22 protein-coding genes are annotated in these 22,480 nt (G+C 44.0%); 1 reads left to right on the top strand and 21 read right to left on the bottom strand.

Features of this window, described 5'->3' with window-relative positions; genetic code table 11:
* Positions 1-3: 3 nt before the first annotated feature.
* Positions 4-1,824, bottom strand: coding sequence for a sensor histidine kinase (locus C0Q44_RS26540; RefSeq protein WP_105410163.1), 1,821 nt, complete (start codon positions 1,822-1,824; stop codon positions 4-6).
* A 160-nt stretch (positions 1,825-1,984) separates the two neighbouring features.
* The gene (locus C0Q44_RS26535) at positions 1,985-2,752 is read right to left on the bottom strand and encodes a helix-turn-helix domain-containing protein (RefSeq protein ID WP_181151181.1); all 768 of its coding nucleotides are present in this window, start codon (positions 2,750-2,752) and stop codon (positions 1,985-1,987) included.
* A 198-nt stretch (positions 2,753-2,950) separates the two neighbouring features.
* Between C0Q44_RS26535 and C0Q44_RS26530 the strand changes: the two genes are divergently transcribed.
* Complete coding sequence (locus C0Q44_RS26530; protein ID WP_105410161.1) at positions 2,951-5,227, top strand: FAD-dependent oxidoreductase; 2,277 nt, start codon at positions 2,951-2,953, stop codon at positions 5,225-5,227.
* 364 nt (positions 5,228-5,591) lie between these two features.
* Here C0Q44_RS26530 and C0Q44_RS31935 read toward each other — a convergent pair whose 3' ends face one another.
* From C0Q44_RS31935 to C0Q44_RS26430, 19 genes are all read right to left on the bottom strand, one after another.
* The gene (locus C0Q44_RS31935) at positions 5,592-5,723 is read right to left on the bottom strand and encodes a DUF1648 domain-containing protein (protein WP_374955160.1); all 132 of its coding nucleotides are present in this window, start codon (positions 5,721-5,723) and stop codon (positions 5,592-5,594) included.
* Between the two features lie 212 nt (positions 5,724-5,935).
* Positions 5,936-7,006 (bottom strand): beta-galactosidase BglB, encoded by a 1,071-nt coding sequence (gene bglB / locus C0Q44_RS26515; RefSeq protein ID WP_105410158.1) that lies wholly within the window; start codon positions 7,004-7,006, stop codon positions 5,936-5,938.
* 35 nt (positions 7,007-7,041) lie between these two features.
* Positions 7,042-9,597 carry a hypothetical protein gene (locus C0Q44_RS26510; protein ID WP_105410157.1) on the bottom strand — a complete coding sequence of 852 codons (2,556 nt, stop codon included), beginning with the start codon at positions 9,595-9,597 and terminating at the stop codon, positions 7,042-7,044.
* Between the two features lie 5 nt (positions 9,598-9,602).
* Positions 9,603-10,427 carry a carbohydrate ABC transporter permease gene (locus C0Q44_RS26505; protein WP_017688979.1) on the bottom strand — a complete coding sequence of 275 codons (825 nt, stop codon included), beginning with the start codon at positions 10,425-10,427 and terminating at the stop codon, positions 9,603-9,605.
* Entirely contained in the window at positions 10,427-11,332 is a 906-nt protein-coding gene (locus tag C0Q44_RS26500) for a carbohydrate ABC transporter permease (RefSeq protein ID WP_105410156.1), read from the bottom strand. Before C0Q44_RS26500 ends, C0Q44_RS26505 begins: the two co-directional genes overlap by 1 nt.
* A 91-nt stretch (positions 11,333-11,423) precedes the next feature.
* Positions 11,424-12,695 carry an ABC transporter substrate-binding protein gene (locus tag C0Q44_RS26495; protein WP_105410155.1) on the bottom strand — a complete coding sequence of 424 codons (1,272 nt, stop codon included), beginning with the start codon at positions 12,693-12,695 and terminating at the stop codon, positions 11,424-11,426.
* A gap of 22 nt (positions 12,696-12,717) precedes the next feature.
* Complete coding sequence (locus C0Q44_RS26490) at positions 12,718-13,599, bottom strand: AraC family transcriptional regulator (RefSeq protein ID WP_105410154.1); 882 nt, start codon at positions 13,597-13,599, stop codon at positions 12,718-12,720.
* 236 nt (positions 13,600-13,835) lie between these two features.
* Positions 13,836-14,636: a phosphotransferase gene (locus C0Q44_RS26485; protein WP_258166565.1), complete on the bottom strand. Its 801-nt coding sequence runs from the start codon at positions 14,634-14,636 to the stop codon at positions 13,836-13,838.
* Between the two features lie 12 nt (positions 14,637-14,648).
* Positions 14,649-14,924, bottom strand: a complete 276-nt coding sequence (locus tag C0Q44_RS26480) for a hypothetical protein (RefSeq protein WP_105410152.1) — start codon at positions 14,922-14,924, stop codon at positions 14,649-14,651.
* Positions 14,925-15,096: 172 nt separating this feature from the next.
* Complete coding sequence (locus C0Q44_RS26475; RefSeq protein ID WP_105410151.1) at positions 15,097-15,636, bottom strand: GNAT family N-acetyltransferase; 540 nt, start codon at positions 15,634-15,636, stop codon at positions 15,097-15,099.
* 206 nt (positions 15,637-15,842) lie between these two features.
* Positions 15,843-17,030 carry a glycoside hydrolase family 5 protein gene (locus C0Q44_RS26470; RefSeq protein WP_105410150.1) on the bottom strand — a complete coding sequence of 396 codons (1,188 nt, stop codon included), beginning with the start codon at positions 17,028-17,030 and terminating at the stop codon, positions 15,843-15,845.
* A 207-nt stretch (positions 17,031-17,237) separates the two neighbouring features.
* On the bottom strand, positions 17,238-17,654 hold the full coding sequence (locus tag C0Q44_RS26465; RefSeq protein WP_105410149.1) for a hypothetical protein: 417 nt from the start codon (positions 17,652-17,654) through the stop codon (positions 17,238-17,240).
* A gap of 26 nt (positions 17,655-17,680) precedes the next feature.
* Positions 17,681-18,727 (bottom strand): alpha/beta fold hydrolase, encoded by a 1,047-nt coding sequence (locus C0Q44_RS26460; RefSeq protein WP_374955153.1) that lies wholly within the window; start codon positions 18,725-18,727, stop codon positions 17,681-17,683.
* Between the two features lie 116 nt (positions 18,728-18,843).
* Positions 18,844-19,398: a GNAT family N-acetyltransferase gene (locus C0Q44_RS26455; RefSeq protein ID WP_258166574.1), complete on the bottom strand. Its 555-nt coding sequence runs from the start codon at positions 19,396-19,398 to the stop codon at positions 18,844-18,846.
* Between the two features lie 28 nt (positions 19,399-19,426).
* On the bottom strand, positions 19,427-19,894 hold the full coding sequence (locus tag C0Q44_RS26450) for an NUDIX hydrolase (RefSeq protein WP_219845202.1): 468 nt from the start codon (positions 19,892-19,894) through the stop codon (positions 19,427-19,429).
* An 86-nt stretch (positions 19,895-19,980) separates the two neighbouring features.
* The gene (locus C0Q44_RS26445; RefSeq protein WP_105410147.1) at positions 19,981-20,466 is read right to left on the bottom strand and encodes a GNAT family N-acetyltransferase; all 486 of its coding nucleotides are present in this window, start codon (positions 20,464-20,466) and stop codon (positions 19,981-19,983) included.
* Positions 20,467-20,743: 277 nt separating this feature from the next.
* Complete coding sequence (locus tag C0Q44_RS26440) at positions 20,744-21,211, bottom strand: DUF2691 family protein (RefSeq protein WP_105410146.1); 468 nt, start codon at positions 21,209-21,211, stop codon at positions 20,744-20,746.
* A 49-nt stretch (positions 21,212-21,260) separates the two neighbouring features.
* A complete protein-coding gene (locus tag C0Q44_RS26435; RefSeq protein ID WP_105410145.1) occupies positions 21,261-21,791 on the bottom strand; it encodes a P-loop nucleotide/nucleoside kinase family protein in 531 nt (176 codons plus the stop codon).
* Positions 21,792-21,803: 12 nt separating this feature from the next.
* Positions 21,804-22,289, bottom strand: a complete 486-nt coding sequence (locus C0Q44_RS26430; RefSeq protein ID WP_258166564.1) for a GNAT family N-acetyltransferase — start codon at positions 22,287-22,289, stop codon at positions 21,804-21,806.
* Between the last annotated feature and the right edge of the window lie 191 nt (positions 22,290-22,480).

Below are 22,480 nucleotides of genomic sequence, written 5' to 3'. Positions count from 1 at the left end.
CGTCTAGTCGGATCGCTTCTGCACATAAGGCGTCGACAATAAAAAAGGAATGCTGAACCTGACTAATGTCCCCGGGTGGGTATTCATCACTTCAAGTTCACTTTGTCCTTTGAACAATAACCGCAAGCGTTCCCTCAGATTGGACAGGCCGATTCCCGGACGTGTCCGGCTCATCTGCAAACGCCGGGATTCTTCCATTCCAATACCGTTATCCGCCACCTCCAGCATCAGCTTCGCGGTGTCATACCTGTAGATACGGATGCAAATCTGACCACGCTGCTCCAATGGCCCGACCCCGTGATGGATTGCATTCTCGACTAATGGCTGTAAGCTGAGCTTGGGCACCAGCGCATACTCCAGCTTATGGTCGAATTCACAGGTCACCTCGAAGCTGTCCCGATAACGGATACGCTGGATGTGAAGATAGGCTTGAACCAGTTCAATCTCATCCTTTAGATACACCAGCTCAACCTGTGAATTCAGGCTGACCTCCAGCAATTTGCCGAGGGAAACGCACATCTCGGAGATTTCTTCATTCCCACTGCGAATCGCACTCCACTTCATTGTATTCAGTGTGTTCAGAAGAAAGTGCGGATTCATCTGAGCCAGGAGCATGTGAAAATGTACCGCTTCCTTCTGACGTTCCTCCGCTTTCAGTCTAATGATCATCTGATTGGCATCATCCAGCATCGTATTAAAGGTTCGGGTCAGTTCCAGCACTTCACCGCGACTACGGCCTTCAGGGATACGAATCTTGAGGTTTCGGCGGACGACTTCCTTCATCTGGTTCTGGAGATGGGACAAAGGCCGTGTAAAGGTCGCCGAGATCATAAAGGCCATGAGCACAAATGCGCCTGTGAAACCAAAGAAGGTCAAAAAGTAACGCCGCTTCAGCTCCGATATCTCTGTAAACAGAATGGACAATGGAATGCGATTCACCATATACCAATCCAGTGATTCAATGTACACATAATTAATCAGTGTACTTGAGGCTGGATCGGTCAGGTAGGCCTCAGCCGGATGCAGAGAGATTTCACGCGTAACCTCCGGGGAAATCATGGCGGTTTTCGTGGATCGGGCAATCGTCTCTCCGCGGCCGGTGATCAGAAAATACTCCTGATTACTCTGCGAATCCTTCAGCATGGTCTGGAACCAGTAGGAATAATCGATACTGATCCGTGCCAAGCCGTATCGTTTGCCACCGCTGTCTTTCATGTACGCGTACAGCGACAACAGATATGGGCTGGAGGATAATTCCCGCAGCACTGGATTCGGGTCCCGGGCATCCCAGCGATACGTAAGCTCTTCAGGCTCAAGTGGGGGGAGTTCGGCCCCGCCCTTGGTTAAGGTGATCTCTCCCAACCTCTCGCGGAACTGTTCCAGATGCGGGGCATAGGCCAGTGCCTGTTTGGGCAGATACGAGGTGTAAACGCTATCATCAAAATCCAGCAACGTGAAGTACACCGAAGGATTATATAGAAAGAAACTGTTATTAATCATCTTGAATTTCTCTTCGACAAGCGATTTGTTCTCCAACGAGGAACGATGGTCTGGCGAAGTCAGCACATTTCGTACCGCCGAATCCTGTTCCAGAAAAATAAGCGTTTTGAAGGCAATGCTCATCTGGTCCTCCAGAGAACGATACATCTGCACCAGCTGCTCATGACTCTGTTCGCTGATCTTCTGCTCAACCAAAGATTCGATCTGTTGATAGTTATAAACATTTAAGGCACTGAACGGCAGCAGAATGAGCACCACAAACGCACCGAACAGCCGATACCTGAGCCTCTGTGGCAACAACCGCTTCCAGTTTGGCTTCTTCATCCTTTGATATGCTCCCTTATCCTTATTGAACCCATTATAGCACCAGCTTCTCGTTCTCTGCGGGAACGGAATGTTTTGCATGGTTATGTGATATTGATGAGTTATAGAAGAGCGAATATGCACAGATATGTTCTATTCTATTCCAGCAAGAATGGACGGTTCATACCTGGTGGCGTTTCCGATATTCAGAAGGACTGATTCCCATAGCGGAAGAGAACACACGGCTGAGATAAAACCCGTTCTCATATCCACATCTTTCGGCGATCTGCGTCAGGGTCAGACCGCTATCTATAAGCAAAGTCTTTGCCTTTTTGAGACGAATCGTTCTCAGATATTCGGATGGCGTCTCCTGAAAAGCCTCTCGGAACCGCCGCGTCAGTTGGACTGGACTCAACGCCAGACGATCAGCCAGAGCACGCAGACTTACTGCGTCTCCTGCCCACTCCTCGATCAATATTGCCGCTTCAGCCATCAGCGCGTCCTCTGTAAATTTTCGTTCCATTTGTCTGCTCTGTCTTCGCTCCCATTGATACAACTGCCACAGATCCATCATGAGATGGCCCTTCCACTCACCTGAGACTTCATCATGATCCTCGCTTGCCTGACGCAGATAGGCATACGTTGACGCCAGACGCTTGGTATCATTAATGTGCGATTTCCCCATCAGGGGCAGATAGTCCGCAACCTCTGCGGGACTACAACTGAATTGAATATAATGAAACGTCAGCGGGGTTACCATCTCCCTGCGAAAAGGAACATGGGGCGGGCACAATACCAGTTCAGCGAATCCTGCCTCTCCTGTATGCCCCCCGATCTCATAGCGAAATACGCCTTCTTCTACGGCGAACATGACCCATGCATCATAGATATCCTCTGCAAGGGCAAATTCCGCTTTTTTCTTCCAGTAGATGTGGTTCAAGAGGTTCATGACACACCCGCCTTTGATATGAAATAAAGTATATGCTTGATGATAATATAGTGTATTTGAAAAGTGAACCGTTAGAACTACGATGAAATTATAGATATGAATGTGCACAGAAATAATTTTACAGGATGAATCTACGCAAATCACAGATAGGTACAGTACATCAAGCTTTTCCATTTCAGCGAAAGAGGTGTGACAGATATGAAAGTTGAACTCGTTCAATCAGACATTACCGTCATTGGCGGCGGTCTCGCCGGGGTCTGCGCTGCTATAGCCGCTGCACGTCTGGGCAGCCGGATTGCTCTGGTACAGAATCGCCCGGTACTCGGCGGCAATTCCAGTAGTGAGGTCCGGGTGTGGGTCTGCGGAGCCACCGCCCACGGCATCAATCGCTATGCACGCGAGACAGGCATCATGGGGGAACTGTTTGTCGAGAATCAGTATCGTAACCCGGAGGGGAATCCCTATCTCTGGGACCTGGTCATTCTGGAAGCGGTTCGAGCCGAACTGAATATCAGTCTGTACCTGAACACGGATGTTCATGAAGTTGAAGCTACAGGGGATGGAACGGAACGCACCATTACCTCCGTAACCGGGTGGATGATGGGTTCTGAACGCAAAATAAAGTTTGAGAGCAGCATGTATCTGGATTGTACGGGTGATGGATTGGTTGGTTTTTTGGCGGGAGCCAAGTTTGCGCTCGGCCGTGAAGCGCGTAGCGAATATGGTGAGGAATGGGCACCAGAGGTGGCCGACCAGATTACGCTGGGCAGCACACTCCTCTTCTACACGAAGGATGCTGGCGCACCGGTTCGTTATATCCCGCCTTCTTTTGCCAAGGATATTACACAGACCAGCATTCCGATTCGCCGGGTCATTCGTAGCGGGGATTCCGGTTGTCATTATTGGTGGATTGAATGGGGCGGCGAACACGACACCGTACATGATAATGAGCTGATCCGCGATGAGCTGTGGTCGGTGATCTACGGCATCTGGGACTATATCAAAAATTCCGGCAAATTCGAAGCCGATCAGATGACGCTGGAGTGGATTGGTTCTCTGCCTGGCAAAAGGGAATACCGCCGCTTCACCGGTGACTATGTGCTCACCCAGAACGATATTATCAGCCAGCGGGAGTTCCCGGATGCTGTTGCGTTCGGCGGCTGGTCGATTGACCTGCATCCTCCGCAGGGCATGTACGCCGAAGCGAGCGGCTCGAAGCATATGCACGCCGACGGCGTATATCACGTGCCGTTCCGCTCGTTATATTCCGCGAATGTGCGGAATATGCTCATGGCCGGACGCGACATCAGCGCTTCGCATGTCGCCTTCGGCACGACCCGCGTTATGGCAACATGCGCGGTCATCGGCGAAGCCGCAGGTACGGGCGCGGCGCTCTGCGCGGCCATGGGGGTGACCCCGCGGGAGCTGTACGCGGGGCATCTTGCGACGCTGCAGCAGACGTTGCTGCGGCAAGACGCTTCCATCATCGGGGTGCGCAGCAACGATGAGCTGGATCTGGCCCGTCATGCGGAGGCCACGGCCTCCAGCACGCTGACGGGCATCGCCCTGGAGCAGCCAGGCGAGACGTACCCTTTGGGTACGGATGCCGCCTTGCTGCTGCCCGTGCATCCACGGCTCAGCGGGCTGGAGCTGCTGCTGGATGCATCCAGCGATACCGAGCTTGCGGTAGAGCTGTGGGATACGGGGCGTAAGGAAAATTACGTCCCGCATACGCTACAGGCCACAACAACCGCCAATCTTACGACTGGAATCGCGCAGTGGGTGAAGCTTCCACTCGAATGGTGTCCAGATGAACCTCAGAATGCCTTTATCATCATCCGGGCGAATACAGCAGTCTCACTTTACCATTCTACGGAAGCACACAGTGGAATACTGATTTTCTTTCGGACGGAAGAAAATCACGTGTCCAAGAATCTGGAGGATCATGCCACAGATCAACCGGTTGTATTATGGTCCATGCAAGGGTTGGCACGCAAGCCTTTCTGCTGCCGCACCCTCTCCATGACCGCAGCCTACTCAGCAGCTCAAACGATTAACGGTTATCACCGACCCTTCGGCGGGCCGCAGCAATGGATGTCACAGCCGATGCAGTCTGCCCAACCAGAATGGGTTCAACTGACATGGGATGCACCGCTGACGCTCGCTGAACTTCACTTGACGTTCAATGATGATGTGAACGAGGATTTGGTCAACCTGCATCACCATAAGACTCCATTCCGCGTCATGCCTGAGGTTGTGCGTGATTACCGGGTTGAATGGTTGAATCCGTCTGGCGAGTGGACCGGGATAGTAAGCGTAACCGAAAACCACAAAAGAAAAGTCATTCATTCTCTCGATCTGCCTGTACACGCACAGGTACTGAGAATACTCATAGATGCCACCCATGGCAGCAGGTACGCGGAACTGATTGAGATCAGGGCATATGCGGAGCCCACAATGACAGGCAGGAGTTGAACGCAAGAAGACCCCCTAGTATATTCACGGAATTCTAGGGGGTACGCTCAAACATGTTCAAAGGGTTATTTCAACTTCAATGATCTGTATATAAAGAATCCAATTGAACTAAATAGAACAATAATAAATATTACAATTGGTAACCAGCTATGATTCATAACATTCTCCTTTTCACTGGAGAATTGGATAATTATCCAACTTATATACATGAAAAACAGTGTTATTTCGGCCTTCATTACATTAACCATGATACGAGCATTTGTATATTGTCTCTCTGCGTTGTCTAAATTTAAGTTCAAGTAATTATATGTATGTGGGTATTTTTCAAGAGTCGATAGACCAATCCATAATATAAGTCCGATTATTAATGGTATCCAAACGACCCACTTCCCCCCCACCCATCCGGTTCCCCTTTCATATTAAAATGTATCGGCAACTCATTCGGTAATGTCATCCATTGCTGGGTGAAGTATAACGTAAAGATAATAAACAACATGAATGTCGTGATGTCTAACACTATTTCTACTCTTGTTTTCTTGATTGCTATCTTTGGACGTTCTTTGAGTTCCAATTTTGTTCACTACTCCTTCAATAATCTATTTAGTAGAGGCTGTTCAAAGGAGTATAGAACAAAATAGGTGCCCTTTCAACCAAAAGGAGGATACAGGAAATTATCTTCCCATATCCTCCACAGGAGTCCGCCTTATTTTATTCGGCGGCTGGAACCCGCAAGCCCTCAATCAGGATGAACAACGTAAGTGCTTGTCCATAACCCATCGGACTAATCGATATATCTTTATAAAACTGAGCATCCTGCCCTACAGGAGTTCCGTAGGACACCTGCTGTACGACTCCGTGATCATCAATTTGTTTCAACACCGCTTCAAGCGCTTTCAAGCCATTCTGGCGATAGGATTCATCCAGGTATCCATACCGGATTCCCTTGAGAATGCCGTATCCAATCGCTGCTGTTGCCGATGTTTCTTTGTATGATTCGGGGTCATCCAGCACGGTGTGCCACATGCCATCCTCACCCTGAAGCTTACTCAGTGCTCTGACTTGAGCGGTTGCTGTGTCCAACAGATAGGCCTTCAGCCCGTCTTCGATCGGAATGATATTCAGGAAATCCATAACTCCCGCCGTATACCATGCATTGCCTCTTCCCCAATGAACAGCACCATAGTTATGATTTTCATTGAAATCCCAGCCATGATAGAACAATCCGGTTTGCTTGTTATACAGATATTTGATATGCACAAGAAACTGTCGTTTGGCTTCTTCCACCATGTCGGGTTTCTTGAAGTATACCCCTGCCTTGGCCAAAAATAGCACCGTCATAAACAGGGTATCAATCAGAATTTGACCATCATTGGCGTCTCCCGTGATCATGTGCTGAAATGCCCCATCTCCGGTTCGCAGCAGCCCATCCATGATCCAACTGCTCCACTCCTCACAGACCTGTTCGTACTCCGGGTTTCCGGTCAGCTCGCATAATGAGATCAAAGTAAGGAGCGGAGCGCAAGTGTTCACATTTTTTTCCGGTAATCCTTCCATCAGCCTTGCATTGTACCATGATTCGAGAAATTCCAGCACTTTAGGATCTTTAGTTGTCTCATGGAGCTGAAGCAAGCCATACAGACCGACACCTTGAGGCCATTCCCATAGATGTATGTCGATTAGTCCGATTGGAAACTGTTCATTGATGCTTGTGTTTTTCATAGACTCCATCGCTTGGGATACCTTGCTTATTCTCTCCTGTAGCACCATTTGATTCGGCATGTTGCTTATCACTCCCTTGGTTTCTTGCACATGATTCAGCGCTCCATGTCCAGTAACTTCAGCTGTCCCTTCACTCCATGCCCGTTGTGTACGATTTCCTCTTCTTGAATATGGAAGGGCTTGTTCAATCCCCATTGGATTGGACCATACACTGGGTCTGTTAGAGTGAGCGTTAAAGCTTGACTGTCGAATTGCGGGCTTGCAGAACGAACTTGGTTTATAAAAGCGTCAAATGATCCGAATTGCTGTTCGTTTCCTGCTCTTATAATCCAGGCATTACGCAATCCAGGGGAAATAAGCTCACGCTCTCTCGTCACTCCGTTGTTCTCCATACGCGTCCCGTTCGCCGCATATATGGCCGCATACCCCTGATCCAAACGGGCAAAATGCCAGTTCTCATACTTTACCCATTCCGTGAAGGAGTGGGTAGGAAAATAAGCATGTGTCCAGTCAGAGGTGTGGTCGGCAGGAATATCAAACATCATCAAAGCAATCCCTTCATGCTGAACAACATCGGGCAGTATCCCATTCCCAGCCCAGAAGCAAGGACGACCATCCCCATGCTTGTATATTTCTGCCGGATGATTCACCCAAATCTGCGCCTCAGGTGACAGAGATAAATGCTGGACATGCTCCTGATAACCTGGCTTGCCGGGACGAAAACGAATGATTGAGGATAAGGAGTATTCCTTTGTCCGACAATGATAGAGCTTGGCGTAGCCTCCCTTGCCCTGTTGATTGGCGAACACCAATTGCTGATTCTCTCCGAGCAACAGATGTTCCTGATACGCTGTTGGAGGACTGTAATCGGATAAACTCAAGGCAACATTGCTTATTGAATAATTGTTTACATGACCAACGCCATAAGCGATCCAGCACATTGAAGTCGTTCCCGCTGCATAACTGCCCAGCAATTCCTTCTCATAGCTGCGCCCGAACGTTGTAGACAAGACTCCCTGATGCATTTGAACGGTAATATAATAGAATAACAGGTCCATTGCCTTTTGAGCTTGCTGCCTGAGCTGTTCGTTATGGGCAAATTCATAGATATGCAACAGTCCAACCGCATCAATCGGAATGTATGCACTTGAATTCCATTCTGCCAATCCTTCATCCAAAAAGCGTTCAAACCATAAGGCAAGCCTCTGCTCTGCTTTTTGACGATGTACTTCACCGGATTCACCACTGTTGCTGAACGTTTCATCTCCAAACAACTGTCCGGCTAACAGCTCATTGGTATGGAATAACAAAGCATGGTTCTCACTGAAGAACCACATCACATCATCGCCAGGTTCATCAATCCAATATCGATAGCCCAGTATACTTGCTTTTACCCGATCCCAGAACGATTCACTGAACAAACCGCTATGTCGTTCATCTCTCCAAAGACGAAACAGCCCCACTAGATAGAAGTCACTGCAATCCTTCCGTTGCTCAATGCCTTCCACACCATCAAGCAAAATGTTCTCCGCTTCTTGCAGATTACCTCCTGTTTTTAGCATGGCGATGGCCTTATGAATATTGGGACTGCCCTTCTCAGCGATGCATCGCAGAGCCAGGGATTTGCGGGCTTCCAGATCCGCAGCTTGCTGAGCAGCCGCATCATAGCTGGTATCGTAAGATTGACAGCCAAACTTCTTGGTTAGTACTACATTTGAAACTGAAATAGCCAGCGTGAAATACACGTAATGATGACCGAGTTCATTGGTATGTGCGAGGACCAGGTCCGTTTCCTTTTCGGATATGTGTATCGTCTTATTTTCGGTGCCATCAAAGAAATTGCCATACTGAATATCAACCTCGCTAACGATGTCCGGGAAGGGAAGCGGCAGCTTGAGCTTAATCTGCTCACCTCTAAAGATATCCGAAGGAAAATAAGCCTGTTCGAGAGCTTGCTCTGCGGATTTTACGGGCTCCGCCAAATGAGGAGCAATAGGCAGGGAAATCACTAATTCCTCGTCTCCCAAGTATTCCACCGCAAAAGCATACATCGTATCCCGCTCAGCCAGATCCTCCCAGCAGGCATAGATCTCATTGATTCCAGCTACAAGTTCAGCTTTGATAACGATTTCCTGTTCCTTGTTACGCATGAGTGGCGCAAAATCCGTTACCATTTCCCCATTCACCCACAACGTCAGACTGCCATAGGTCTTAATCCGTAAAGAGGCGGTATGAGCAGTCGAAGAAATTAGCCTTGTCGCCGCGTAACTGCGCAGATGTGTAGGGACAAACCAGAATCCTGATTGCTCCACCCGTGGATTATTCCAGGGAGAATACAGTGCCCAAGGCATCCCGTTCTCTTCTCCAACGAAGCTGTCTCCCGGACTTGGAAACTCGCTCCATTGATCAAAAAATCGCTTCACAGGCTGCGTTCGCCTATGTTCTACAAATTCCTTTCTGCATGGATTCTCATGAATGGCAAAACCATCGATAAGCCAATCATTAATATCCCCCTCCATCGTTGTTGGAACAAAGGCAACAGGCTTCGTATATATGCCACTGATCATCCAATGATTAATGACCTGATTGTGGCCTAATTTCATAGGTTTATAATTCAAGGTATCCGTCCCATCACGGGTAATATCTGACATTCAACTCATCCTTTCATACCTGAAGTAATCATACCGCTGACAAAATATCGCTGGAATACCATAAAAACAATCAGTACCGGAAGCATCGTGATTACAGACATCGCAAGCAAACTGCCCCAATCTACGTTGTATTCACCAATAAAATTAGAGAGCGCAAGCTGAATCGTATATTTCGATGGATCACTAATAGCGATTAACGGCCATACAAAATCATCCCATCTCCACATGAAGGAGAAGATCGCGAGCACCGCAAGAATCGGCTTCGCTATGGGAAGAATGATGCTCCAGTAAATTTTCCATTCGCCCGCTCCATCCATCCGTGCAGCTTCCAACAGTTCGTCCGGTACGCTCAGCAAATACTGCCGCATAAGGAACACACCTGTTGGGGTTGCTGCTGGCGGGATAATAATCGCGAGCAGGCTATTATACAGCCCCAGTGCGCTCAGCACCTTGAATATGGGGATCATAATTACCTCAATTGGAATCATGAGTGTTGAGACAAAAGCAATTAATATGATCGCGCTTCCGCGGAAGCGATATTTCGCCAATGCAAAGCCTGCCATGGAGTTAATCAGCAACAGTAGCAGCGTTGAGCTTACAGTTACGATCGTACTATTCATAAAATACAAGCCAAAATCGCCTTTACTGAATGCCTCCTTGAAATGCTCGAAGGTGATTGGCTGCGGCCACAGCTTGGGAGGGAAGCTGTACAGATCGCTATTCGTTTTCAAAGCAGAAATCACGACCCACAGGACAGGCAGGAGCCACACCACTGCGGCAACACTTAACAGACTGTAGATGAAGATTTTGACCATAGGCTTCATGACCATCACACAGCCCCTCCTTTCGATAGACGAAATTGCAGTGCCGAGAATCCGCCAATAAGGATAAACAGTATCACCGACATGGCACTGGCCAAGCCAAGCTCCTGCCTGTTAAAACCAATCTCATAAATATATTGAACAATATAGGTGGTATCTTTGCCCGGTCCACCACCTGTAAGCGCAAACATAAGTGGGAATGCTTTGAACGCATCAATCAGAGTCAGCATAACAACAAGCAAGCTTGTGGGCTTCAACAGCGGGAGCGTAATATATCTAAACACCTTTATTCCCGTTGCCCCGTCCAAGCGGGCAGCCTCATAGTAATCCGTAGGTATGGCCTGCAAGCCCGCGATAAAAATGACCATGAAAAAGCCTGCACGTGACCATACCGTCGCGATGATTACAGCCGTATTTGCCCAAAAGGAAGAGGTTAAAAAGCCGATAGGTTCCACACCAACCACGGTTAGCAGATGATTCAAAATGCCAAATGAATCTCCGAAAATCCACTTCCAGGTCAATCCTACGATAATGTAAGAAATCATGGTCGGCCAGTAAAATACGGCCCTGAAGAACCCGCGCATTCTAATCTCGCGCGCAAGCAGCAAAGCAATGCCTAACGCTGCTGCATATATTAGCGGGACAACAATTGCTGCATAAATCCCCGTTCGTCCGATGGTCGACCAAAATTCCCGATCCCCTATAATTTTGATATAATTATCCAGCCCGTTGAACTTCATTGGGTTCAATCCATCATAGACATGGAAGGAATAATAGAGGCCCAATAAAGAAGGAAATACGATAAAAGTTCCAAAGATCAGGAGGTTGGGTAGTATAAACAGATAAGGAGCAATAACGAGCTTCCTGTTCTGTTTGGCCAGCGTATTTTTGTTTAACCGTTGTCCTTCACTCATCTGCTTGCCCCTTCCTTATGCGTTATTCGAAAGGGAGGCTTCACAGGAATCGGTAAGCCCCCGTATACGAATTAACCAAAGCGCTTTACGTTTATTGACTGCCAATAGCCTCGTTAATCAGCTTGGCTGTTCGATCCAATGCCTCCTGCGGAGTTGCCTTATCGGATAAAACCTCAACAATATTATTTTTCAGGTCCGTTGAAATTTTGGATATAATCGTCTGTCTGGACCAGTCATTAGCTGCAAGAGGCGAACTGTTCTTCAGTTCATCCGCGAAAATTTCAAACATCTCCTTGCCGAATTCATAATTCAATACAGAGCTGTCCTTCCGCGGACTCATAAACAATGATTCTTGGTTATATTTTGAATTCACTTCTTTGGACGTTAAATACTCAATAAATTCTGCCGCCTCCTGCTCATATCCGCTGCCTTTAAAAGCCATCAGAAACTTCCCGCCTGGTACTGAAGAACGTTGTGTTCCTTTCGGCATATAGGTGACTCCCCATTCAAAATCGGTGATATCCTTGTAATTGCTGATCATCCAGTTGCCGGCCCAGTGAGTAGCCACCGTTCCGGAACGGAACAGGTTGTTCGGATTTTCCCCTCCGAGCCATACCGATTCGGGCATGATCCCTTCTTGATGAAGTTGTTTGAACTTCTCCATGGAACGGATGCCGGCTTCATCGTTAATCGCTGCCGCAGTGCCATCCTCCGTTAAGATGCTTCCGCCATACTGATACAAAAGAGTGGACCATCTATGCGGTGTGACATCCCATACCATGCCATATCGTGCTCCGCCTTTGTCCATAACCTCTTTTAACGCAGCTGTGTATTCATCCCACGTCCATACCTGATCAGGAGAGGTCGGTACTTGAACACCCGCTTTATCAAATAAGGTTTTGTTATATATCAACCCATTCGCTGTGACATCCATAGGTGCAGCTACCAGCTTGTCGTTAATGACATAATAAGGTTTCAGTGAGTCAATAAATTGATCCTTGAATTGATCAGCATTATCCACGTAGGGTGTAAGATCAACCGCCTGATTAGCAAATGATCCCGTATCCGTAACCCGGCTCAGAGCAGGTGGCTTTCCGCCAGATAACATCGTTTTTAATTTGGTTTGCATATCCTTGAAGCCTACTTCAATGAGATTGATCTTAACCTTTGTATTCGTTTGCTCATAATCTTTAATAATTTCCTTGATAACTTCTCCTTCTTTTCCGTCAGAGAACCACAGGAAATCCAGAGTTGCTTGTTTGGGATTAGCATTGGTACCTGAATTTGCGCAAGCAGTCAGTACGATGAGTAACATGACCATGACCATGCTAGTGATGAGCTTAAACGTTGTTCTTTTTGTCATATCAACATCTCCTTGGAAGGGTTTAATGAATTTTGGCTTCGTTGAGCAATTCATTTTTACGGAATAACTGTGGCGATACACCCACATATTGTTTAAAGGCCCTGCTAAAATATACCGGTGTGTTAAATCCTAGTGTCTCCGATATAGACAAAATTTGTGCATCCGTTGACAGCAATAATTTTTTGGCCTCTGCAACTCTTTTCCGTATTATATAATTGCTTATGGTATATCCCGTCGTCTCTTTAAAAGAATGACAGATGTAGTACTTATTCAAATGGAGAGTTTTGGACAGATCATCCAAAGAAACATTCTCCGTATAGTTCTGGTTTAAATAATGAAGAACCCGGCTTACGCTTGTCTGCTTCTGGGAAGAACATAAAATAGGATCGGCGGATTGCTCACTGGTTGTTTTCCGGTAGATCCGCAGTAGCAATTGGGTAAGACTTAATTTGACCATTGTTTTATGCCCTGTATTTCCTGCATCCATCTCCTCCTTGATCCCCTTAAATATACCTGTGATGTGTTCACGCTCCTCCAGGGACCAATGCACTAACAATCCATTGGGATGACGAAATATGGACATCAGATTCTCCAATTGACTCACAGCAAGCATGTCCAAAAGCAATAATTCGGTAAAATTGACGAAACTTCGCTTGTATACCATTTCTCTTGAAGGATTGATTCGGTGGGGTACACCCCCTCTGAAAATAAACATATCTCCAGGAAGCGGCTTGTATATTCGGTCACCGATTAAAAAAGTCGCATCTCCTTGGATAAAATAGTGAATCTCATACCCATTATGCGTATGAACAGGCCACTCATCTTGAAAATTATCTGCTTCTGATCGCACATAAACTTCATTTTCTTGTAAAGCCATATTCGTCGGGGTGTGTATGGTTAGCATCAATAAAGATCTCCCTTCCCAGAATATAAAAAGCAATATAGTTTAATAATTTGAAATGATAGCGCTTTACAATGAATTGTATCACAGTTATTTCAATCTAATCCGAACAATATTGCTGTATTGTTGATCACAATTGTTGAAAATGATTTAAAAGGAATTTATAGGGATTCAAAGATGAAAACCAAAAAAACCGCTGTGTAGCCCAAAGGCTATCACGCGGTCCATTAGCTAACATTTTAAACCCATTCATCCCAATGTTTTTCAAGAAAAACAACTTCTTTCTCGTAATGGGATAGATGACCCTCTTCGACCCTCTTCATAAAAGCGACATCTCCATCAGCCGCACGATCAGACAGTGTTTTACACATAAAACGAATGCGAGATACGACCCATTCCTTCAAGTCTGTCGGCACACTCAGTCCATACGTAATCATAAATAATGTAATGCGTTCTTTACGAACAGCTCCATGAGCCTGGCTAGAGTAAGGAATAACACCCTTTCCATCCAACTGTGGTGAGAACTCTGCGAGTGGAACCGATGTATACAAGGTATAGGCGATATCCCACATTCGCGGCCCCGGACTCGCCATATCAAAATCAATAATCCCTTGAGGACGACCGCCCTTGTATACCACATTATACGGCGCAAAATCGTTATGACATACAACCTCATCTTCAGTGATGCCTGGATATCTGTTCGTTGATTCTGATGATGTTGTAAATCCAATGGTCGCATCATGGTAAATTCTCAACAGTTTAGCGACTTCGATCAAACATTCGTCTGACCACATATACTCTTCCAGATCGGGATAATCATTGCCTGGAACGACTCCTTGAAGATAAGAAAGTACTTCTCTTCCTTGTTCATCTATTCCCAGAAATCGAGGAGCATGGTCATAACCAACTTTTTCAAGATGTAAAAGCAATTCATGCACATATGGATTCGGTTTGGCATGCCGGCGAACCGTCTCGCCTATTCTGATAACCTGATTCACATTACCTCCTGTGAACACTTCCTCCTGTTCGGACACTCTCATCCCCTCCTAATGCTACACGTCTTTGGTATGAGTATGATTACGATTCTTCTTATAACTCCCCGGGAATCCCGCGACCAATAGTATGAATCCAACGAAGAACATGAAGTATACGAGCATACCTGTTGGATGCTCGTTCGTCTGAGCGAACTGGGGCACGTTGGTCCCTCCTGAAGCATATCCTGCTTCTACTATAGCAACAGATACTCGTATTGAGATTCTCTCTATTGTCGAAATAAACACACTGCCAAGCATGAGAATTACACCCAAAATCTTGTTGATATTGTTCATTTCACGCCTCCTTTTTTAACCGTACACACTGTTGCATACGCTTTACCTCTTAATGACTTTCGATTCTCTATTCCATATTCCTGCATTTATTTCCAACCGTGTTCCGATTCGATCTTCTCATAGGAAATAGCGTCATCATCTCTGACGCCGCTGTTGACGCTCTCTGAATAAGTTACGTAGCCACCACTTGGTGCAGATCCATACTATTTTCGAAAAAGGCTGACCGTTCAACATAATACAGATCATACATCTGTTCATTCATATTAACCCGTTGATAGACTTCAGGATACACATCATGGGCTAATTTCACGTAAGGCAGTTTTTGTACCGCTTTTCTGGATCTTATATTTTGCTTGCGTATCTTCATAAATACCGTTTCAATGTCGTGTTCCAGAAACAATTCAACAAAGAAAGCTGATTTGGCTCTTTGGCTGTACCCATTTCCAAAAAAGGGTGATCCAATCCATGTGGCTAAAAAACCGGATTGATGCTCAACATGATATAGATCAATGGTTCCAATAGGCTGCCCTGTTTCATTCAAAATCGTTCGGGAAATCACTTTTTTTTGCTCTTCTTCGGCCATCAATTGTTTAGTGAGAAATAGATATTCTTCATACGATTGGCATTGATAACGAACGTAAGGCGAAACTGCGGGGTCCATCATTAAGCTGTACAGTGAATGGCATTCCTGCAAATCACGTTTTTTTAACATTCTGTCTACCACCTAGTCCTTTTAGTTCGCGATATCAAGCAAATTAAGTATATAAAAGGTAGTGTGGCATTTAATGAATTCTGTATATGTCTTATGTAAAATGCGTTGGCAAATATTGTTCAGATCACCTCCCGTTAGCACAAAAAAACGGCATGTCCCTTTTATAGGGAACACGCCGTTTGCACGGATAAAAAATGGACAGGAAATTATTGCATACCTTGCATGATCGCATTGATGATATTTTGTTGAGTCACGGTATTATTCGAACGGTTAAACAAGGCGAATCCATGTTGACCGTTATGCCCGTTGTCCCAATATACAGGAACCATTTTGTATTTCTTGGCTTTTGCTGTAACTGCTTTGGCGTAAGCAGCGCGGTATACATTGTTGGTTGAATCGTACGATGTTTTATCAATCGAACCGAATTCACCAATCACCACAGGATATCCTTGAGTCACAAATTTATCGTACATGGACTTGAACTGTGATTCCAGATAATCTTCTTGTCCCCACGTAGACTTTTTGGAAGGATTCGTAGCCGTTGCACCCCATTGCGTGATATTGCCATTTTCCTCACCTGCGAAATCCCACGGAGAGTAATAGTGAGCCGAGATCATAATTCTCTTCTGTGAGCTAGGAATTGCCAAGGATCTGAAATTATCTGTTGGAAGGGCAAAACCATAATTACCTACAGTGAAGTCAATATTGGTGTTCCAGCCCGGAATCAACAACCATCTGGCATTGTTGTTACCTCCAGTCTGACGAACTGTATCCACAAAGATCTGATTGTAGGCGTTCAGATTGGCATAATACGCCGAGTTCGGATTGCCATAGTTGCCATCGAATACTTCGTTCATGGATTCGAAAATAAGACGGTCATTGTAGTTGCTAAACTTAGTGGCAATTTGCTGCCACACTTTCTTATATTTTTCCTTAATGGCAGTCTGATTGCCACCATTCACGAGCAGCCATCCACCCTGTACGGAATTATACCCATCACCATGAATATTGATGATCACATACAGACCTTCATTGTACGCATAATCCACGACTTGCTGAATTCGATTCAGCCATGCCGCATTGATTGTATAATTGGGAGCGCTTCCAATGTTGCTCAAATAGGAAACGGGAATACGAATGGATTTGAAGCCTGCCGCTTTTACCTTTTTGATTAACTCTAGAGTTACCGTAGGATTGCCCCAAGCTGTCTCATTCGGTGTACCGTTCACCGCTGCTTCCAGCTGATTGCCGAGATTCCATCCTGCACCCATCTCAGACACTATTTGCGAAGCGTCTGCTGCTGATGCTTTAGCGCTCCATCCCGTAAAGGCTACCGCAGCCACTAATACCAGTGCCAAGCTGCTGATGCCAAATTTCTTCCATTTTTTGAACATAACCATACCTCCGCTTATTCTATTATTTTTAACAAGCAGTGCAGTTAATCTATCCATGCAGATTGAATGATTCGAGAATACGTGCCTCCTCTCTCTATCGATCAAACAAATGAATTCTTCGTCCACCACCAACATAATAACACATTTATGGAAAATAAAGCGATATCTTTATTGTTTTTTGTGACTATTTACTACAAAATAATCCATCTATCCGTTTAAGTGGATTGCTTGGATTTGTTCTCTATCAAAATCAATAATCATGATGTGATCGCGCAAAATATGATCTCCGCAAGATATTGTTGCGCCGTAGTCGGTTATACTGTTAAATGTGATATCCACACGATAGACTTCAATCTCATTAAACCAATTCTGATGTACCTTTTCATGAAGTTCATTCTCATAATATTTTCGAAAGACAGTCTCACAAGTTGAAAACCACTTGATGTAGTCTGCTATTTTATTAACCATTGAATCTAACGGTGTATTTGTGGACACATATATTCGGACGTCGCTTAAATCCTCATTCTGTATGGAATGTTTAAATATTTGCACTGTATTTTGCAGAATGTAACACCGATAACTCTCATCACTCTCTTCTTCAAGCTCGATGAATTCACTTAACAATATGATTTGGCTCCTCTCTATGCATCTTAAAACAGCTCATTCAACCACTTTACGAATTTCTCTTTCTCCTCAAACTGTGGGTAATGCGCTGACTCGTCGAATACTACGAAGTCTTTGATCGGTGCATCAAATACATCAAAATAATCACGTGCTGCATTCGCAGTGGTCATATAATCATATTTACCCATCACAAAATAAGTAGGAATCTCCAGATGATTAACCCTATCGGGTAAATTTTGATCCAATGCTTCCCTCACTAAGATGTCTTGTGAACCGAAAACTGCTGAGTAAAAGCGAATCATATCCAGCCCATTGTATTCGGGATTAAAAAGGAATCCTGTAATATAATCTCTATTCTCATTGATGAGTCTGGCTGCACCACCATACTTTTGCAACAACATTCTAGGTGTCAGTCCCGTTCCTTGCTGAATCGAGTCTCGAACTAACTCCAGTTTTTGTACGTCCTCCGTGTTACCAGCCTGCTTCGCTTGTTCTAACGTGTACGCCAAGCTCTCCAGTTCACTCTGAAACGTATTAGCCATCTGTCCAATACCTATATAAGCATGGAATTGAGCAGGTGCTTTAGCCGCAGCTTTCATCCCGATGTATGTACCAAATGAATGACCGATTAATATAACCTTCTCTTGATTTAACTCCTTAGATACATAATCACTTAAAACTATCAAATCATCTACTAATACATCTGTTGTCAGATTCGAGTAATCCTCAAAAAAATGATAGGACTTTCCACTCCCACGTTGATCATAATGCACTACAGTAAAGTATTGCTCCAGCTCTTTCTTATATTTTCTTACGTAAGGTATCTCCGAGCATCCCGGCCCCCCATGTACAAAAATCAGGATAGGGTTGGTCCGATCAATACCCCTAATCATGATTTCGTGTCCTTCGCCATTAATTTCGACCTGCCCTAACATGCTGATGCTGTTCTCACCTTTAATTTTGGGTGTCCATGTGGGAAATATCAGAGCTAATATCATCATTAACATTATACTGAATATGCTGTACTTGAGTGTTTTACGTATTTTTTTGCGCATGTAACGCTCCTTATTCATAAGTTTCATATGTAATTCTACCAACAGTTCCTTTATCGTAACGGATGCAGCAATTCAACGGGTTGCCAAACCGATACGTCTCCATTTGCTCCGCAAACCAAGTATCCCAACCTTTGTCATGTGCCCAGCTCTTTTATCATGTGTATATCTTTCGGCTCTTTGTCATAGAGTTCTTCATCAATCTCACTTGCAATCTGGCTGCCCTGGCTTCTATAAAAGGATACTGCCGATCTCGTCTCTGTGGAGGAGATATACAGATACTGTGCGCCACGTTTCTTAGCCTCTTCACCTAATTGGTTTAGAATACGTTTTCCAACACCTTGTCTTCTGTACCCGCGTGAGACATACATCAAGTCAACTTGTAATTGATTTCGTTCTCTTCCTCTAAAGTGATGTGCCAGCACTCCAAACCCCATTAATTGATCGTCAGCAAACGCGCCATAGGCCATGCCGCCGTGTTCTAATTCATAGACATATCGAGTTTGAATCTCTTTCAAAAGCTTTTCATCCCAATTTGAGCACTCATGATCTTGTTCTAGCTCAACTAATCCGTTCTTTCTCATTTCATAAATGAGATCAATATGTTCCGAGCGATCTATTTCCTGCAACTGGTTCACATCATCAAGGGTCAACGTTCTATACGTTATCATGGTCGTTGCCATCTCCTTCATTTTCAAACCCGAGTTCCTCCAACTTAAATCAGCTTATTTTAATTACAGGTAACTCATTCAAATGATATATTTCGATGCTGTATTTCTGAAGTTTATGGTTCTCAAGTCCATCCCATCTATCCGAGAAATGATAAAACATATCTCCGAAGTTCATCCCTTCAGGTAATACATCCACAAGCTTTATTTCATCAATTTCCGATTCGGGTAAGCTATCAAGCAATTTAACCTCAGCATAAAAAACCATACCAAAGCTCCCATTCCATTCATATACGCCATAAGGTGTTAATTCAAAACGCACTGCGCCTGTCTCTTCATAGAGTTCTCGACTTGCCGTATGTAAAATGGTTTCCCCTATTTCTTTGTTGCCTCCTGGGATCTCCCAACCTCCTCTTTTTCTATTTTTTATAATGATGAATTTATTGTTGTATTTAGCGACCATAACTGCAAATTTGATTAACCCTGGATTAAGTTCATCTAGATCAAACCATTGGCTCACAGTATCCCTCCAGTATATGACTACACTTTCAATATATAATTCTTAAACCACTGCATCACATGTGATCTTTAAACTATTAGAATTTCTTATTTTATTGCTAACCTGTAGATCACTTCATCATCTGAATTGGTTCTATTCTCACTAATGAAGGACATGCTCTTGTACAAGTTTTGTGCTGTTTCGTTATCCCGTTCAACCGTTAATGAAATAAATTTACATAAAGGATGCTGTTTCGTGATGTAATCTAGAATGGCTCTTATAGCGCGCTTCCCCATTCCTTTACCTTGATAGAATTTATCGATTTGAAAACCACCGATCCAATAATTATCTGTACTATCTGGAGTATAACTCAGATAAAAGAATCCAAATACCTTCTCATTGATCTCAAGCACGTAAGGAACAAATGCTTCATCCCACGGTTTTATGTAGGCGTAAGCGATGCCCTCAATAACGGACGGAACTAATGAGATTTGGTGCTCATACAAAGAGATCTTCAGCGCCTCTTCCCAATTCTCTCGTGTAACGGGTTGAATGTTTATATCTCCCACTATATCTCCTCTTTCGATAATCATTGATTACTTCTACCGTTCTTTTAACTCTTATTAACAACCACTTCCAAATGATGTTCAATCAACTGTATCACTTGTTTTTTATTCTTCGTGATTGTTGCAGTCTTACGGTTTTCGTTAATTGTACATATAACTTCTTCTATATTATATTGATGGTTCCATTTCACAATCATGTATTCTGATATAGCATGTCTCAGATTCCTTAGATTAATTACATAAGTCTACTGCGACAGTAGGGGATGGTCTATCCAACCTTAGCAGTTAATTCCAAGCAACTTTATCACCAGACCGATAGTTTTGTCCTCGTATCATTCTCATCCGTTAAATATTCAAGAGACTCAAATCCCAGTCCATTTATATGATGATATAATTCCTCGACTTTTTCTAGATCTTTACAATAAACCGTGACGTAGATACTATCAATTACGAGAACAACCATCTGACACTCACTCACCATATAATCTTCATAAGTCATTACATCTGTTATTTGTGCTCCTTTTGGATATGCCTTTAGATTCGCAAATATTAAATAATACTCGTTGTTATCAATAATCTTTTGGAATTCTTCCCCATTCATACCGATAATCATATCTGGAAAAAGACTATCGCCTAACGTATCTTCATCAATGAAATAAGACTCTTCCTCACCAATAAACCAATCGAAATCAACTATATCCAATGGCTTTAAAATCTCTCCAAGAAAGCGACCATAGGTATTTGGAATCTCAAAATGTATGCCTCTGTTCAATGGTTCACCCTCTTATCATTATTACAATTCGTAGCATAATAACGTGCATTTATTTCAATCGATATTTCTCATTATTTATAATTTCACTTACGATTTCAGGTAGTTGATCTTCTGTAAAATGATGAGTATACAGCTTGTTATCTGCTCTCAAATTCAGATGATTTTCAAACTCATCCAGCAAAATTACACTTCTTTCTTTCATTTGAGATTCTTCTGCTCTTAGACGGTCTCTACGAATAATGGTTTGATGATCCACCATTAATACTACATAGATTATGCGAACATGATAGTCTGCCAATTCTGTTATTAATCCATCAATGTCTTCCGGAAAGACCACATAGTCCAAAACTACATCGTATTTATAATCCAATAAGTTTTTCACTAGACTAGATATATTTTTCCACGTTAAGTCGTGTGTATCCTTATCAAGCCAAGGTTTACCTCGCCCTTTAACCGGAAAGTGACTAACCGCATCCCCAGAGATGTATGCACTTTTATCTAAAGTCTGAACAAGCAGCTTGGAAGTTGTAGATTTCCCTACTCCAGCGGGTCCAGATACAATATATAGGTTTTTACTCATTTCGTATTCTCCTTACAATATCTTTTGGAAACTTCCAATATCCAGTTTTCTATTCAATTTATATCCGATCTCTTTAAACAGAGCACATTGTTCATAACCATCTCTCTCGAATAATGATTTACTTCTAGTATTCTCCATGCAAATCGTCGCAATTAAGGTATGGAACCCTTGTTCTTTTGCAACCTTCTCAATAAACCAAAGTGCTTGTTTGCCCAAGCCTTTTCCCAAAATATCGGGCTTCAAATATATAGTGACTTCTCCACAGATGTCATATGCCTGTTTACTCTTATATTGGGTGATCAGAACATAGCCCAACATTTGATTGTTCTCAAGGATTACGTAAGTTTTATAACGTGTATCTTTGTTCATGACAGAGGTTTTAATCTGATCAAGATCTAATTCCTCCGTATGAAACGAAATCGTTGTATTCCTTACATAATAGTTATAAATCACTCTAATTTCAGGAAGGTGCAGCTCGGTTACTTCTTCAAAAGTCACTGTCGTCAATTACCATCCATCCCCTGCTGTTCATTTTCTTCAACAATACCAGCGTCTATCTAAGAAATCTGTACTCATCGCATGTTCTCTAAATCAGCAGGTAGCAAAAATTCCCCATCTTCATTAAGCTCAAAATCATATGTATGGAGTACCGCGTCTAGATTTAATTCACCATAAATCCCTCCTATATA

The organism is Paenibacillus sp. PCH8, assembly GCF_002968835.1.
Taxonomy (GTDB): domain Bacteria; phylum Bacillota; class Bacilli; order Paenibacillales; family Paenibacillaceae; genus Paenibacillus.
Note: the sequence above shows the minus strand (reverse complement) of the source record. Positions and strands in the feature narration are given on the sequence as shown.